This is a genomic window from Streptomyces sp. NPDC056948 (genome assembly GCF_042674225.1).
Lineage (GTDB): Bacteria > Actinomycetota > Actinomycetes > Streptomycetales > Streptomycetaceae > Streptomyces > Streptomyces purpurascens.
This window is the reverse complement of record NZ_JBHUQX010000060.1, coordinates 1-15,501: the sequence shown is the minus strand read 5'-3', so window position 1 is coordinate 15,501 and position 15,501 is coordinate 1. Positions and strand designations below refer to the sequence as shown.

Genomic DNA, 15,501 nt, shown 5'->3' with positions numbered 1-15,501 from the left:
TGTATGCCGTCAGCTTTTCCCACGGGACGTCAGAGCACCATAAGCGGTGGCTGTGGGTCCGCGGCCATTCTTTATATAGGTCATTATTGGTGAAAAGGATGCAATTCCAGCACCTCCGTACGGACCTGTGAATCCGTCGGGTCCGTACGACCGGACGCGTACCCGGACTCGGTGGCACCATGACGCGGTGACCCACGCACGGCAGCATGTGATTCAAGTCGTAGCCCACCGCGGAGCCTCCGAGGAGGCCCCGGAGCACACCCTGGCCGCGTACACCAAGGCGATCGAGGACGGCGCGGACGCCCTCGAGTGCGATGTGCGCCTCACCGCCGACGGCCACCTGGTGTGTGTGCACGACCGCCGGATCAACCGTACGTCCAACGGCCGGGGCGCGGTCTCCGCCCTGGAGCTCGCGGACCTCGCCGCCTTGGACTTCGGCTCGTGGAAGACGCGCGAGGCCTGGAAGGGACGCGACGAGGAGCCCGACTGGGAGCACCCGCCGGAGGACCGTGAGGCGACCTCCGTACTCACCCTGGAGCGGCTGCTCTCACTCGTCGCCGACGCCGGGCGCCGGGTGGAACTGGCCATCGAGACCAAGCACCCCACGCGCTGGGCGGGACAGGTCGAGGAGCGGCTGCTGGCCCTGCTGAAGCGCTTCGGCCTCGACGCCCCGGCCACCGCCGAGGAGTCCCGGGTGCGGGTGATGAGCTTCTCGGCCCGCTCGCTGCACCGTGTGCGGGCCGCCTCCCCGACCCTGCCGACGGTCTATCTGACGCAGTTCGTCTCGCCCCGGCTGCGCGACGGGCGGCTGCCCCCGGGCGTGGGGATCGCCGGCCCCTCCATCCGGATCGTGCGCAACCACCCCGTCTATGTGGAGCGCCTGAAGCGGGCCGGCCACCAGGTGCACGTATGGACCGTGAACGAGCCGGAGGACGTGGATCTCTGCATCGACCTCGGTATCGACGCCATCATCACCAACCGTCCGCGCGCCGTGCTGGACCGCCTCGGCCGCTGAGTCCGACCACACAAGTCCCACCGGACCCACGCACACCTCTTGACCCCACACCTTGACGAGCGGGATCCTCCCGTCTCGGCCACACCGACGAAATCAAGCCATGCGATTACAGGGAGTGCTCCGGCGCGTTCGATCCGTATTCGATCGTGGTGAATGCGTCACAGGACGCTGATTGGCCGGTTTCCGGTTCAGGCCAATGGGGCATCCACACCGTGGCGTGGGGCGAAGGAGGTCTCGGGGGTGGCGTTGGTGGTGGCACAGGAGGTGCCCACGTCGTCGAGCATGGCCGTACCCCATGGCCCTGCGGGCGTGGGGAAAGCAAGGCACCGTATGCGTTCACAGTTGCGCAGCGGTGGCGTAGCGGATTCGGTCATCGACGACGCCGTACTGATCCTTTCCGAACTTTTGAGCAACGCATGCAAACACGGCAGGCCTCTCGGCGACGCCCTCTCCGGTGACGGCGACGTCCGTGCCGCGTGGAGTGTGGACCCGGCCGGCCGGCTCGTCGTCGAGGTCACGGACGGCGGCGGCCCGACCCGCCCCGCCCCGGCGACCCCGTCGGTCACGGCGCACGGCGGCCGCGGGCTGAACATCATCACGGCGCTGGCCGACGACTGGGGCGTCCGCGACGACATCCGCGGCGAGGTCACCGTGTGGGTCATCGTCCACGACGACGTGTACGACCCGGACGTCGGCCACCGCCGCGACGACTTCGTGACGCGCGTCGCGGCCCCCGCGGTGTCCCAGATACCCGGGCTCGACTTCGCGGACGCCTTCGACGACATGGACTGAGCGCCCGTACGCCGCGCTGCACCGAGTGTTGTCCACAGGATCCCGTCGCCCGAGGCCCGAACGGCTAGGCTCGCGAACGTACGAGACGAGCCGTAACCGGGAGACCCATCGATGGCCAAGAAGCGACCCCAGACGAAGGCCAAGCGCCCGCAGATCACGGATGGCGAGGTCCCGGTCGTAGGCGCCCGCGAGCCCTGCCCCTGCGGCAGCGGCCGCCGCTACAAGGCCTGTCACGGCCGGGCCGCCTCCCACGCCGCGACCGAGCTGGTGCACCGCCCCTTCGAGGGCCTGCCCGGCGAGGGCGACTGGGTGGCCCTGCGCGAGCTGGTCCCGGCGGCCACGGTCGAACTGCCCCTCAAGGACGGCCTGCCCGAGGGCGTCCCCGCGGTCACGCTGGCCACGGTCCTGCCGATGGCCTGGCCCGCTCTGCGCCGCGACGACGGCTCGGTCCTGCTCGGCCTGCAGAACGACACCTCGTCCGGCGACATCAGCCGCGATCTCGCCGACACCCTCCAGCGCGCCCTCGAGGCCCAGCCCGGTACGCCGGTGCAGGGCCGCCGCGCCCCGGCCGACGGTCCGCGGCTGCAGGATCTGCTCGACCCGGAGGGCACCTTCGAGCCAGAAGTGCACAGCGGCTTCGAGTTCTGGGTCCCGGACACGGAGAACGCCACGCCGGAGGTGACCGCCTCCCTTGAGCGGGCCAACGCCGCGGCCATCCCGACCGTCAAGCTCCAGAGCGTGGACGCCGCTTACTGGTGCGAGACGCCGGAGAAGAACCATTTGCGGTGGGTCATGCCCCACGCCGAGGAGCAGCTTCTGGACGCTCTCGCGCGGCTGCACGCCGCGGGCCGCTCCAGCCTCGGCGAAGGCACCCGCCTGGTGGGCTCCTTCCGCGCTCACGGGCTCACGGTGCCGGTCTGGGACCTGCCGAGCGGGGTCACGGCCGAGGACGTGGAGAAGCCGGCGGCGGAGTTCGCCGAGCGCCTCGCCGCCGCTCTGGCCACCGACGCGCCGCTCACCGCGGACGAGCGCCGCGCCCGCGGCGGCCTCACCAACCGGCAGGTCACGCTCAGCTGACGTACGCCGCCGCGTCCGGCCGGCCGCCACCCCGGCCGGCCGGACCCGCGCGCCTCGGGACGGGTGACTCCTTTCACAACTCCCGCTGGAGACAAGCCAGTCGGTGACTGGAAAGGCGAGATCGAATTTGCGAACCGCCGATCTCTTGTTACCGTTCCTATAGCCCGGTTGCTGGTGCATCCCCCGTCGCCAGCAACCGGGTCTTTTCGTCTCCGCGACCGTTCACGAAACGCAGCCGCTCGTCAACTACCCGTCCACACCGGTGAGTTGCTTCCCGAGCGCAGCAGCAGCGGCCCCTGTCCCGCCCGCCGGGCGAACTCCGCGACCGCCGTGTACGCCGCCAGACTCCCCCGCACCGGCTCCCGGGGCGTCTCGCACGTCCGAGGCTCGTCGTCGGCGCTCACCGCACACGTCATCCGCACGGTCCGGGCGCCGGGCTCCATCAGGGTCAGTACGGCGTCCAGCGCCTCGCCGGTCGCGTTGCGGTAGTAGGTCCGCGCCCAGGTCTGCGCACCCTGCGTCACGACACAGGTCTGCGCCTCGATGCCGTCGGGGGAGGAGACTTCGGGACCGCAGCGCACGGCGGTCGCCAGGCCCTGGCCGAGTGTGGGCAGGGTGGGAACGGCTGAGGGCGCGCTCCCGGACGCCTCGAGAGCCTTGTCGTCGGCGCCCCGGGAGGGACGCGCCTCGTCCCCTGCGGAACCGGAGGCGGGGTCACCGCGTTCGGCGGGGCTCTCCGAACGCACGGAATGTACGGACCCCGCGGACGCCACCGCCAGCGGCAGCGCGACCGCGCACACCGCCACGACGCCCGCGAGGGCGAGCAGTCTGGCCTTTCGGGGGTCCCGGGAGCGGCCCCGGGAATGACGCGGCATGACCCCGGAACTTAACGCCCCGAGGCCGACGCCGGGCCCGGCGCGCCCGACGGTCCTAGAACTCGGGCGCGCTCACACCCGTACGAGTGAGGGCTTCGACCACGGCGTCCACCACGGCCTCGACATCGGGCACCCACGGAGAGGCAGAACCGGGCAGCGGAGCACGCTCCCAGCGGATCTCGCCCAGGCCCGTCCCGGACGGGGGCAGGGCCAGATAGCCGCCCTCGCTGTGGAAGCGGAGGGAGCCGGGCACGAAGTCCTTGGCGTAGAGCAGTTCGCCGAGTTGCTCCATGGAGTACGGCTTCACGAGGATCGCCCAGCGGGCGGGGGAGGCGACGACCGGGCCGAGCCGCATGCCCATGCGGTCGAGCGCCTCGAGGGCGCGGGCGGCCGGCAGGGCGGGCAGCGAGACCGCACAGGGCGCCTTGCCGCCGGTGGCCATGACGATCGGCGCGGTGGGCCGGTTGCCCCACCACCAGCGGATCATGCGTCCGTCGGTGGTGGCCGCGAGGAGGCCGGGGTCGAAGGGGTGCGCGCCGGGCACCGTGCACTCGGGGTCGGGGCAGCCGCAGCGGCCCAGCCCCTGCGGGTCCGCCGCCACGCCCGGGAGTACGGGCCACTGCCATTCCGTCGCATAGGTCAGGGCCGCGCCGATCAGCTCAGGCGTCCCGTCACCGCGCTTGGACAGGAGCCTGCGTCGCCTTCCGAGGATCTCGCGCATGAGCGCTCGTTCCTTTCCGTTGCACGCCTGGCAACACCGTGGTCCACATCACAACATGTGTCGATCACTTCACTGTGCGTACCTGTTGGCGCATCACACCCCTGCCGCGAGCAGGGGGAACCCCTATGGGTCGAGCTTTGACTGCCTCCGCGGCTGTCCCGCCCATACTGCGTGTATCAAAAGCACGGGCGTGGCGTAGGGGTGGCGAAGTATGGCGTTTGCCGTCGCGCGTATTTCTCTCCGCCTCCGCCACGGGAGGATGGGGCACGGTCGTCGGTGGATAGGACGCCCGGGTCCGTCGCCAGGTTCCGGGTGATTCCCAACCACCCCTGGCCTTCACCGAGTACGTACCCATCACGACCGTCGTGACGCTCCGTCGAGCAAGCCCAGTCGACCGCAATAAGCCGTCCCCTGCGGCAGTTTTAAGCCAACTTTGCATTTCGGCACGGGGAAGGGGAGTTGTTCCCTCGGACCTCACGGACACCAGGAATCCCGGCAGGACAATGCTGGACATCTCCTCACGAGTGCGTGTACATGTGGAGACACTGCTGGCGGCGCAGAATGACATGGGGGTTTGCGATGCTTTTGAGCAGTACGCGCCGGTCGGAAGGCCGCACGCCATGAACGCCCCGCACCCTCCGAAAGTGGCTGGAATCGATTCAACGGTTCCGGCACCCGCACACACTGTCGCGCCCGGCGCGTCGGGTACCTCCCCGAGTGTCCCCGCACATGCCCCGGCCCCACCCGGCGCGGTACTGCAGGACCGTCTCGCCGGCTGGGTCTCCGACCTCACCACTCTCCACGAGCTGACCGAACGCCTGGCCCGTACGGCCGCGCTCGACGAGGCGCTCCAGGAAGTGCTGCGGGCCGGCGCCGCCCTCGTGGGCGCCCGGCGCGGCCTCGTCGTGCTGGAACCCGGCGACGGCCTCGGTCCGGACACCACCATCGGCCTCGGCCTGGCCCGCGCCGACCTCGGCCACATCGAGACCGTGCCCCGCAGCGCCCTGTCCTACGGCCGGATCCTCGACGGGCTGCCGGGCGGCGAGGACGGGATCGCCGAGCCCGACCTGTTCGCCGCGGAGGGGCTCGACCCCCGCCACCGCGAGGTCGCGGCCCGTCTCGGCTACGCCGCCAGCTACGCCCTCCCCCTGTCCACCGGGACCGCGGGCCGCCTCGGGGCCGCCGTCTGGCTCTACGACGAACCCGCCGAGCCGGACGAGCGCCGGCGCCACCTCATCGGCCTGTACGCCCGGTACGCCGCCGAACACCTCGCCCGGCTCCTCGAACTGGAGCGCACGCGCGCGGCCATGGCGACGATGTCGGACGAGCTGCTCCCCTCGCGGCTGCCGCGGGTGTCCGGCGTCCAGCTCGCCGCCCGGCACCGCACCGGCCCGCGCGGCGGCGGCGACTGGTACGACGCGCTGCCGCTGCCCGACGCCGCCCTCGGCCTCGCCGTCGGCTCCGTCACCGGGTCGGGGCCCAGCGCGGTCGCCGCGATGGGACGGCTGCGGGCTTCCCTGCGCGCGTACGCCGTGATGGAGGGGGAGGATCCGGTCGCGGTCCTGTCCGACCTGGAGCTGCTGCTAAGGCTGACCGAGCCGGCCCGCTCGGCCACCGCGCTGTTCGGCTACTGCGAACCGGCCGCCCGCAAGATCACGCTGGCCGGCGCCGGGCACAGCCCGCCGCTGCTGATCGGACAGCGCCGCACGGAGTTCGTGGAGACGTCGGTCTCCGCCCCGCTGGGCATGCTCGCCTGCTGGGAGGCACCGAGCGTGGAGATCCTCGCCGAGCCCGGAGAGACGGTTCTGCTGTACACCGACGGGCTGCTGCACCGCACCGGCGAGGCCACCGACCGTGCCTTCGCCCGGCTGCACGCGGCGGCCGCCGGAGTGCCGCGGGCGCTGCGGCACGACCCGGGCGCGATCGCCGACCACGTCCTGCGGAGCGTGCTGCCGGAGGGGCTGGACGCGGCGGACGGTGCGGAGGATGTCGTCCTGCTGGCGGTGCGGTTCGAGTAACGCTCCTCGTCATCGCCCTGAGCCGTCTTCCGCGCCGCCGTACAGTGGAGGACGGTCCAGTGCCGTATCGAGGAGGATGACCGTGGCGGAGGAGCTCATCCCGGAGACCCCGGACGAGAGCGAAGAGCCGATCAAGCAGCGGAAGAACGGACTGTACCCCGGCGTGTCCGACGAGCTTGCCGAGAACATGAAGAGCGGCTGGGCCGACACCGAGCTGCGTGACCTCGAGCCCGTCCCCCAGGCCGCCGAGACCGCCGCCCGCCGGGCCGCGCTGTCCGCGCGCTTCCCTGGCGAGCGACTGGTGATCCCCGCGGGCAACCTGAAGACCCGCTCGAACGACACCGAGTACGCCTTCCGCGCCTCCGTCGAGTACGCCTACCTCACCGGCAACCAGACGGAGGACGGCGTCCTGGTCCTGGAGCCCAAGGGCGAGGGGCACGAGGCGACGATCTACCTCCTGCCGCGTTCCGACCGGGAGAACGGCGAGTTCTGGCTGGACGGCCAGGGCGAGCTGTGGGTCGGCCGCCGCCACTCCCTCACCGAGGCGGAGCAGCTCTACGGCATCCCCGCCTCCGATGTGCGCGAGCTGGCCGGGGCGCTGGGCGAGGCCACCGGGCCGGTGCGCGCCGTACGCGGGTACGACGCCGGCATCGAGGCCGCGCTGACCGACAAGGTCACCGCCGAGCGCGACGAGGAGCTGCGGGTCTTCCTCTCCGAGGCGCGACTGGTCAAGGACGGCTTCGAGGTCGGCGAGCTGCAGAAGGCGGTCGACTCGACCGTGCGCGGCTTCGAGGACGTGGTGAAGGTCCTCGACAAGGCCGAGGCGACCTCCGAGCGGTACATCGAGGGCACGTTCTTCCTCCGCGCGCGCGTGGAGGGCAACGACGTCGGCTACGGCACGATCGCCGCGGCCGGGCCGCACGCCTGCACGCTGCACTGGGTGCGCAACGACGGGCCCGTGCGCTCGGGCGATCTGCTCCTGCTCGACGCGGGTGTGGAGACGCACACGTACTACACGGCGGATGTGACGCGCACGCTGCCGGTCGACGGGCGGTTCAGCGAGCTCCAGAAGAAGATCTACGACGCGGTGTACGAGGCTCAGGAGGCCGGGATCGCGGCCGTGCAGCCGGGCGCGAAGTACCGGGACTTCCACGATGCCGCGCAGCGGGTGCTGACGGAGAAGCTGGTCGAGTGGGGGCTCGTCGAGGGGCCGGTGGAGCGGGTGCTGGAGCTTGGGCTCCAGCGGCGGTGGACGCTGCACGGCACGGGTCACATGCTCGGCATGGATGTGCACGACTGCGCTGCCGCGCGGACCGAGACGTACGTCGACGGTGTGCTGGAGCCGGGGATGTGCCTGACCGTCGAGCCCGGGTTGTACTTCCAGGCCGACGATCTGACCGTGCCGGCGGAGTACCGGGGTATCGGTGTGCGGATCGAGGACGACATCCTCGTGACCGAGAGTGGCAACCGGAATCTGAGCGCGGCGCTGCCCCGGCGGTCGGACGAGGTCGAGGCGTGGATGGCCTCCGTCAAGGGCTGAGTTTCGTCTACGGGTGATTCGTGGCCCGTCGCGCAGTTCCCCGCGCCCCCAAGGCATCCAGGAACAGCGTGCCTGCAAGGAGAGGGGCGCTGCCCCGGGGGATCCAGGCGCGCGACTGAAGGTCGGTGTCCAGGGCCCGCAGAGCCTCGGTGCCCGGCTCCGTCGCCGTACCGCCCGCTTCCAGGACACCGCGCGCCCCCGCCTGGACATGGCGCAGGCCCATCGGGCCCGCCGTGTGGAGCAGTTCGGTGTCCTGGAGTGTGGACATCACCGTGAGCAGCGCGTTCAGCCGGGCCTGAGGCTCGGTCGCGCCCCGGACGCGGGCTGTGGTGAGGGTGGTCAGGGCGCGGCGGACGTGCGGGAAGCCGGCCCTGGCTTCTCCCCTCGCGCCGGCCGCGCCGTACTTGGCCGACACCGTGGAGCCGCGTGAGGGGCGGCGCGGGGCGCGGCGGTCCGGGTGGGCGGCGAGCTGCTTGGCCAGGGCCGTCGTGTCGGCCGGTCGCGCCCCCGGTTTCAGCGCCGCCGCCGCGACCAGCAGGCCGAGCGTCCACAGGGCGCCCCGGTGGCCGCCGCCCGTCAGACCCACCGTGTGTTCGGTGGAGCGGCCGATCGCGCCCAGTTCGGCCCGGAGCCGGGCGCTGGGCTCGCCCGTGCGGCGGGCCGCGGCGGCCATCGCCGTGAGGCCGGGCAGCAGCGCCCTTGCCGACCAGCGCAGCGCGCTGTGGTCCCGGCGGGTGGCCCGGGCGGTCAGGTCGCGCGGGTCGGGCAGGCCCGGCTTGGGGGCCAGGGCCAGTTGGCCGACCAGCGCGTCGACGGCGGCCTGCGCGAGCGACTCGTCCTCACGGCTGTTCATCGCCGTACCTCAGGAAGAGGGGGAGGACGAGGGAGCGGGGGCGCCGCTCGGGGGTGTGCCGCCTCCGCCGCCGCTGCCCGCGCCCGTGTTCTCGGCGTCCGGGTCGATGCCCAGGGTGAGGAAGCCCTTGTAGCCCTTGGACGGGTCCTTCTTGTGCACCGCTTCGAGCCTGAGCAGGCCGCTGGACGTGCCGCCGCCGTCGTAGACCATGTCGTCGGCGAGCTTGGTGTAGCTGCCGGTGTGCTTGCTGTACGGCTCCAGGGCGAAGATCGACTCGGCGATCGCGTCGTCGAAGAACAGCTGGCCGGTGAAGTTGACCTTGCCGCCCTCGTAGGTGCCGTCCTCCTTCGCGCCGCCGGTGTGGACCTTCAGGTGGATGTGGCAGGTGCGCGGGGTGTACCAGCCCGGCACGATCGTCTCGAAGTTGACGACTCCGTTGGCGTTCGCGACCTGGTAGCCGCGCAGATAGGTCTTGTCGTCGGCGGGGTTGGCGGTGGTGTAGCCGGAGTAGTAGCCCCAGGCGTCGCAGTGCCAGATCTCCACGGCCGCGCCGGGGACCGGGGTGCAGCCGTCGGTGGCGTCCACGACGGTCAGGCGCAGGGTCAGCGGGACGCCGCTCTTGCCCTCGGTGATGTTCTTGCGGACCAGCGCGCCGTCGAGGTAGTACGGCCCCTCCGTGACGCTCGACATCAGCTCCATGCAAGTGCCGGAGCTCGCGGAGGAGGTGGCCGTCGCCGTGGTCGTGGTGCTCGTCGTGTCCGCGAAGGCCGACTGGTAGCCGGCCGCGGCCAGACCGCCCGCGGCGACCGTGCCGCCCGCGACCGCGAGGGCACGGCGCCGGGTGATGGAGGTGTTCTTGTGGTTTCCCGTCATGGAACGGAGAACCTAAGGACCCCACCCGTCAGCTTCGTGAGCCCGGGCTGAGAGCCCGCTGTGAATCGACCGGAAGCATCCGGCCAACGGCACCACAGGTCAAAAAACAGCAGGTCAGCGGTAGTTGGCGTATGAGATCATGGCCGACCTTGCCGGGCCGACTCGGGGAACAGGCGATTCGATCATGAAGAACGTCCAGACGGCGCTGACCATGCAGGACGCCGTCCTCACCCTGCAGAAGTACTGGAGCGACAACGGCTGCATGATCACGCAGCCGTTGAACACCGAGGTCGGAGCCGGTACGGCCAACCCGGCCACGGCGCTGCGTGTGCTCGGTCCCGAGCCCTGGAGCGTGGCCTACGTGGAGCCGAGCGTGCGGCCGGACGACTCGCGCTACGGCGAGAACCCCAACCGGCTCCAGACGCACACCCAGTTCCAGGTCATCCTCAAGCCCGACCCCGGCAACCCTCAGGAGCTGTATCTGGGCAGCCTGAGGGCGCTCGGCGTCGACCTCGGCGCGCACGACGTGCGGTTCGTCGAGGACAACTGGGCCTCACCCGCGCTCGGCGCCTGGGGGCTGGGCTGGGAGGTCTGGCTGGACGGCATGGAGATCACCCAGTTCACCTACTTCCAGCAGGTCGGCGGTGTCGCCCTGGATCCGGTGTCGGTGGAGATCACATACGGCCTCGAACGCATCCTGATGAACCTTCAGGGCGTGTCCCACTTCAAGGACATCGTCTACGCGCCGGGCATCACGTACGGCGAGGTGTTCGGCCAGAACGAGTACGAGATGAGCCGCTACTACCTCGACGACGCCGACCTCGACACCAACCACCGGCTCTTCGAGGCGTACGCGGCCGAGGCCCGGCGCCTGCTCGACCTGGAGCTGCCGGTTCCCGCGTACACCTACGTGCTCAAGTGCAGCCACACCTTCAACGTGCTCGACGCGCGCGGCGCCATCAGCACCACCGAGCGGGCCAAGGCGTTCTCGCTGATGCGCGGGCTGACGCACGAGACGGCGAAGTTGTGGGAGCGGCGGCGGGCCGCGCTGGAGTATCCGCTCGGCGTGGCGGCCGCACCGGCCCCGGCCGAGCGGCCCGCGCTGCCCAAGGTGCCCGGCGTCGAGACACTGCTGTTCGAGATCGGCGTGGAGGAACTGCCGTACGCCGACGTGCCCGCCACCACCGAGGCGGTGCGCGAGTCGGTCACCGCCAAGCTGGCCGACACCCGGCTGGGGCACGGCGCGATCACCGTGATGGCCACACCGCGCCGGATCGTCATCACCGTCGACGGTGTGCAGCCGCGTGAGCGGGACACGATGCGGACCGTGCGCGGGCCGAAGGTCGCCGCCGCCTTCAAGGACGGCGCTCCCACCCCGGCGTTGCTGGGCTTCGCCCGCAGCCAGGGCGCCGAACCGACGGACGTGCGGATCGTCGACGTCAACGGGGTCGAGTATGTGGCGCTCACCCGTCACGAGGAGGGGCGCTCGGCCGTCGAGGTGCTCAGCGAGCTGCTGGCCGAGGTCGTGTCCGGGCTGCGGGCCGGGCGCAACATGCGCTGGAGCGACCCGGGGCTGTCGTTCTCGCGTCCCGTGCGCTGGCTGCTCGCGCTGCTGGGGCGTACTCCCCTGCCCGTGGTGGTCTCCTCCCTCTCCGCGGGTGACACGACGCGGGTGCAGCGCCAGGCCCCCTATCCGGAAGTCCGGGTGACCTCCGCCGAGGGCTACCCGCACTTCCTGCACATGCACGGCATCCTGCTCGACCGGGAGTCCCGGCGCGGGGCGGTGGTCCGCGGTGCCCTGGAGGCGGCGGCCGAGGTCGGCGGGCGGATCGACGTGGAGGGCCAGGCCGGTCTGATCGACGAGATCACCGACATCCTGGAGTTCCCGTACGCCGTGCGGGGGTCGTTCGACGAGCGCTATCTCGAACTGCCCGCGAGTGTCCTGACCACCGTGATGCGCAAGCACCAGCGCTATCTGCCGGTGCTGGACGGCGATCGCCTCATGCCGCACTTCGTCACCTTCGCCAACGCCCTGTGCGACGACGACGTGGTCCGGGCGGGCAACGAGGCGGTGCTGCGGGCCCGTTACGAGGACGCCGCGTTCTTCTGGCGGGCGGACCTGAAGGTGCCGCCGGCGGAGTTCCGGAGCCGGCTGGACAAGCTGACCTTCGAGGACCGGCTCGGTACGGTCGCCGACCGCGCCGAGCGGCTCGCCGTCCTCTCCCTCGATCTGGCGGGGCGTGCCGGGCTGGCTCAGGAGGCGGTGGACGTCGTCCGCCGCGCCGGTGGGCTGGCGAAGTTCGACCTGGCGTCCCAGATGGTGATCGAGTTCTCGGGACTGGCCGGGGTGATGGCCGAGGAGTACGCCCGCCGGGCCGGCGAGTCCGCCGAGGTCGCCCGGGCCCTCGCCGAGATGGAGTTGCCGCGCTCCGCCGGCGGCGCCCTTCCCGCCGGGGACGCGGGTGCCGTGCTGTCGCTCGCCGACCGGTTCGACCTGGTGACGGGCATGTTCATCATCGGGGCCGCACCGACCGGGAGTTCCGATCCGTACGGGGTGCGCCGGGCCGCGATCGGTCTGCTCAACGTGCTGCGGAGCCTGCCCGCGGTGGCCGGGGTGCGGGTGAGCGACGGGCTGCGCGCGGCGGCCGTACGGTATGCGGCGCAGGGCGTCGAGGTGCCGGTCGAGCGGGTCGCCGAGGCCGCCGAACTGATCACCCGGCGCTATGAGCAGCAGCTCACGGACGCCGGGCACGAACACCGGCTCGTCCAGGCCGTCCTGGTGTGGGCCGACCGGCCCGCTCACGGGGACCGGACGTTGGCCACGCTGGAGCGGCACATCGGCACGGAGGCGTTCGAGGCACTCGCCGCCGCGTTCCAGCGGGTCGTGCGCATCCTCCCCGAGGGCGGCGTCGAGGCGGCGGACCTGTCCCTGCTGACCGCGCCCGCCGAACTGCGCCTCGCCGAGGGCGCCGAGGCCGTACGCCAGGCGCTGCACGGCCGCGAGGACGACCTCGGGGCACTGATCGAGGTCTCCGGGCCGCTGGTCGACGCGATCAGCGCCTTCTTCGACGAGGTTCTGGTGATGGACCCCGACCCGGCGGTCCGTGCGGCCCGGCTGGCGCTGCTCACACAGGTGGCGGGGTTGGCGCGGACGACGCTGGACTGGGGTGCGCTGTAGGGGCAGGCACGGCAGCAGACGTTTCACGTGAAACACGACGGTGGTGTTTCACGTGAAACACCACCGCAGGGTCAGACCGCCATCAGCGGCGCGGCACCCTCGCGCCATTTGAGGACCTTGTCGAAGCTGACCACGGCCCCGCCCCGGCCCGGCTTGTTGCCGATGTGGACGTGGTCGGCGAGCTCCTGAATGAGGCACAGCCCTCTGCCGTTCTCCGCGTCGGAGTGCGCGGGCCGGATCGGCGGGCGCGACCGGGCAGCGGAGGACGCCGGGAAACCCGGGCCCGCGTCGGCGACCTCGATCCGGCACTTCTCGCCGTCGAGGTACGCCGTGACCCGGTACGCCTCCGAACCGGGGCCGCCGCGCGCCATGTCCCCGCCGTGCTCCACGGCGTTCGCGCAGGCCTCGCTGAGGGCGACGGAGAGGTCGTAGGAGATGTCCGGGTCGACGCCCGCGGTCTCCATGGTGCCGATCAGCAGGCGCCGGGCGAGGGGCACGCTGGCAGCTTCGCGCCGCAAATGGAGTGACCACCAGATGCTCATGCTCCAGCCTCCTGGCTGCGGCTCGACATACCGTTACGTATTGCCCCGAGTCCCCGCATGTAAGCGTGAAGTTGACGTGATGCCGCCCATACGGCGGATGCGCGCTGATCCTGATCGGTGTATGTAGGAGCAAACATCGGTCTAAGTGGGGGCGCGCGGGGCCAGACGGTTACGTTCCGGTCGTACGGCATCTTGCGGACCTGCCGCACGAGGCCCGCGGGGCCAGTGCGATGATGAGCCCGCCATGACTGCCCCCCACGCGCGCGCGACGCGCTCCGGACACCCGCTCCGGATCCTGCGGGCCGCGGTGTTCGCCGCGGTCTGCGTCGTGCTGGCCGGGGCAGGTCACGCGCTGGCGTCCTGCGAGGGCATTCCGCTGTGGACGCTGGGCGCCGGGTTCCTCGGGGTGGTCGCGGTGGCGGCCCCGCTCGCGGGGCGCGTGCGCTCGCTGCCGGGCATCGCGGCACTGCTCGCGGTCGGCCAGACGGTGCTGCACACCCTGTTCGGACTGGGCCAGCACGGTACGGCCGCCGCCACCACGTCCTCGGTACCGGCGGGCGCGAGTGACGCCGCGCTGGTCCAGCAGGCCGCGCGGCTCCTGTGCGGCACCACGGCGGCGGCGATCAGCCCGGCGCAGGCCCACAAAGTCCTGACCGACGCCCGGCTCCAGCCGACGGGCGGCGCCCACACGCATGTGGCCACGGACGCCGCACCGGCCTCGCTGTGGCCCACCCTGCCGATGCTGCTCGGCCACGTCCTCGCGGCGATCGCCGCCGGCTGGCTGCTGCGCCACGGCGACCTGGCGCTGCTGCGGCTCACCGAACTGTCGGCGCAAGGCGTCGCCGAAGGGACACTGGTCCGCTCCCTGCGGGCTGCGTTCGCGCTGGTACGCGCCCTGCGTGCCGGGCTCCCGGGAGCGCCGGAGGCCCGCCGGTGCCCCGCGCACGCCGTGCGGCCCGTGCCCGAGATGCCCTGCACCCACGCACTGCAGCACACGGTGATCCGGCGCGGGCCGCCGGACGTCACGGCTCCCGCAGCCGCACTCGCCCTCGCCGCCTGACGCGACGCGACCGCCACTCCGCTTCTTCGGATTCTCCGGATTCTTCTGATTCCCCGGATTCCCGGACGGCTCGGAGGAGGGCCGCCGTCGTGCGGCACGCGCGCGTGCGCGTATCCCTCTTCCTCATCCCGACCCGACTCACAGCGGAGTGCTCCTTCCATGAAGGTTTCCCGTATCGCCGCGGCCGGTGCCGCCGCCGGCGTCACCGTTCTCGCCCTGTCCGCCCCCGCCTTCGCGCATGTCAGCGTGCAGCCCGAGGGGACGGCCGCCAAGGGCGGCTACGCGGTCGTGGACTTCAAGGTCCCCAACGAGCGCGACGACGCCTCGACCACCAAGCTCGAGGTCAACTTCCCCACCGACCACCCGCTGGCCTCGGTCATGCCGGAGCCGGTGCCCGGCTGGGACATCAAGGTCACCAAGTCCAAGCTGGACAAGCCGCTGGAGATGCACGGCGAGAAGATCTCCGAGGCCGTCACCAAGGTCACCTGGACCGCCGACGGTGACGGCATCGAGGCCGGCTTCTTCCAGAAGTTCCCGGTCTCCATCGGCACTCTGCCCGAGGACGCCGACGAACTCGTCTTCAAGGCCCTGCAGACGTACTCCAACAAGGAGGTCGTCCGCTGGATCGAGGTGCCGCAGGAGGGCAAGGAGGAGCCCGACAACCCGGCCCCGGTGCTGGAGCTGTCCGCCGCCTCCGAGGACGGGCACCACGGCTCGTCGGGCGACGAGGCCTCCGACTCCGAGTCGGCCGAGAAGGCCTCCGCCAAGACCACCGCCGCCGACACCGGCTCCTCCGACGGCACCGACACCACCGCCCGCGTCCTGGGCATCGTGGGCATCGTGGTCGGCGCGGCGGGCGTCGCCTACGGCGTGCTCGCCGGGCGTCGGCGCTCCAACGCCTGACGCCGCTTCCGTTGCACGGCGCGCGCCGGGTCCTCGCCCCTCGGGGGCGGGGAC

At 71.7% G+C, this 15,501-nt stretch carries 13 protein-coding genes; 8 read left to right on the top strand and 5 right to left on the bottom strand.

Translation table 11 applies throughout. The features are described from left to right. The first annotated feature begins 187 nt into the window (after positions 1 to 187). From ACFTZL_RS10660 to ACFTZL_RS10650, 3 genes are all read left to right on the top strand, one after another. Positions 188 to 1,015, top strand: a complete 828-nt coding sequence (locus ACFTZL_RS10660) for a glycerophosphodiester phosphodiesterase (protein ID WP_382580208.1) — start codon at positions 188 to 190, stop codon at positions 1,013 to 1,015. A 240-nt stretch (positions 1,016 to 1,255) separates the two neighbouring features. Further along, complete coding sequence (locus ACFTZL_RS10655) at positions 1,256 to 1,807, top strand: ATP-binding protein (protein ID WP_382580206.1); 552 nt, start codon at positions 1,256 to 1,258, stop codon at positions 1,805 to 1,807. A gap of 111 nt (positions 1,808 to 1,918) precedes the next feature. Next, positions 1,919 to 2,884, top strand: coding sequence for a DUF5926 family protein (locus ACFTZL_RS10650; protein WP_382580204.1), 966 nt, complete (start codon positions 1,919 to 1,921; stop codon positions 2,882 to 2,884). A 242-nt stretch (positions 2,885 to 3,126) separates the two neighbouring features. On the opposite strand, the gene ACFTZL_RS10645 is transcribed toward ACFTZL_RS10650, so the two are convergent. Together ACFTZL_RS10645 and ACFTZL_RS10640 are read right to left on the bottom strand one after the other, a co-directional pair. Further along, a complete protein-coding gene (locus ACFTZL_RS10645; protein ID WP_382580203.1) occupies positions 3,127 to 3,759 on the bottom strand; it encodes a hypothetical protein in 633 nt (210 codons plus the stop codon). Between the two features lie 55 nt (positions 3,760 to 3,814). Then, positions 3,815 to 4,480 (bottom strand): bifunctional DNA primase/polymerase, encoded by a 666-nt coding sequence (locus ACFTZL_RS10640; RefSeq protein ID WP_382580201.1) that lies wholly within the window; start codon positions 4,478 to 4,480, stop codon positions 3,815 to 3,817. A 503-nt stretch (positions 4,481 to 4,983) separates the two neighbouring features. Here ACFTZL_RS10640 and ACFTZL_RS10635 point away from each other — a divergent pair. Together ACFTZL_RS10635 and ACFTZL_RS10630 are read left to right on the top strand one after the other, a co-directional pair. Continuing rightward, on the top strand, positions 4,984 to 6,498 hold the full coding sequence (locus tag ACFTZL_RS10635; RefSeq protein WP_382580199.1) for a PP2C family protein-serine/threonine phosphatase: 1,515 nt from the start codon (positions 4,984 to 4,986) through the stop codon (positions 6,496 to 6,498). Positions 6,499 to 6,574: 76 nt separating this feature from the next. Next, a complete protein-coding gene (locus ACFTZL_RS10630; RefSeq protein ID WP_382580197.1) occupies positions 6,575 to 8,038 on the top strand; it encodes an aminopeptidase P family protein in 1,464 nt (487 codons plus the stop codon). A 7-nt stretch (positions 8,039 to 8,045) separates the two neighbouring features. Here ACFTZL_RS10630 and ACFTZL_RS10625 read toward each other — a convergent pair whose 3' ends face one another. After that, on the bottom strand, positions 8,046 to 8,891 hold the full coding sequence (locus ACFTZL_RS10625; RefSeq protein ID WP_382580195.1) for a triphosphoribosyl-dephospho-CoA synthase: 846 nt from the start codon (positions 8,889 to 8,891) through the stop codon (positions 8,046 to 8,048). A gap of 9 nt (positions 8,892 to 8,900) precedes the next feature. Next, on the bottom strand, positions 8,901 to 9,764 hold the full coding sequence (locus ACFTZL_RS10620; protein ID WP_382580193.1) for an intradiol ring-cleavage dioxygenase: 864 nt from the start codon (positions 9,762 to 9,764) through the stop codon (positions 8,901 to 8,903). 184 nt (positions 9,765 to 9,948) lie between these two features. Between ACFTZL_RS10620 and ACFTZL_RS10615 the strand changes: the two genes are divergently transcribed. Further along, positions 9,949 to 12,942 carry a glycine--tRNA ligase gene (locus ACFTZL_RS10615; protein WP_382580192.1) on the top strand — a complete coding sequence of 998 codons (2,994 nt, stop codon included), beginning with the start codon at positions 9,949 to 9,951 and terminating at the stop codon, positions 12,940 to 12,942. Between the two features lie 71 nt (positions 12,943 to 13,013). Here ACFTZL_RS10615 and ACFTZL_RS10610 read toward each other — a convergent pair whose 3' ends face one another. Beyond that, positions 13,014 to 13,484, bottom strand: a complete 471-nt coding sequence (locus tag ACFTZL_RS10610) for an ATP-binding protein (RefSeq protein ID WP_382580190.1) — start codon at positions 13,482 to 13,484, stop codon at positions 13,014 to 13,016. A gap of 244 nt (positions 13,485 to 13,728) precedes the next feature. Between ACFTZL_RS10610 and ACFTZL_RS10605 the strand changes: the two genes are divergently transcribed. After that, complete coding sequence (locus ACFTZL_RS10605) at positions 13,729 to 14,544, top strand: hypothetical protein (RefSeq protein WP_382580188.1); 816 nt, start codon at positions 13,729 to 13,731, stop codon at positions 14,542 to 14,544. 159 nt (positions 14,545 to 14,703) lie between these two features. Beyond that, positions 14,704 to 15,447: a YcnI family protein gene (locus ACFTZL_RS10600; RefSeq protein ID WP_382580186.1), complete on the top strand. Its 744-nt coding sequence runs from the start codon at positions 14,704 to 14,706 to the stop codon at positions 15,445 to 15,447. The last annotated feature ends 54 nt before the right edge of the window (positions 15,448 to 15,501 follow it).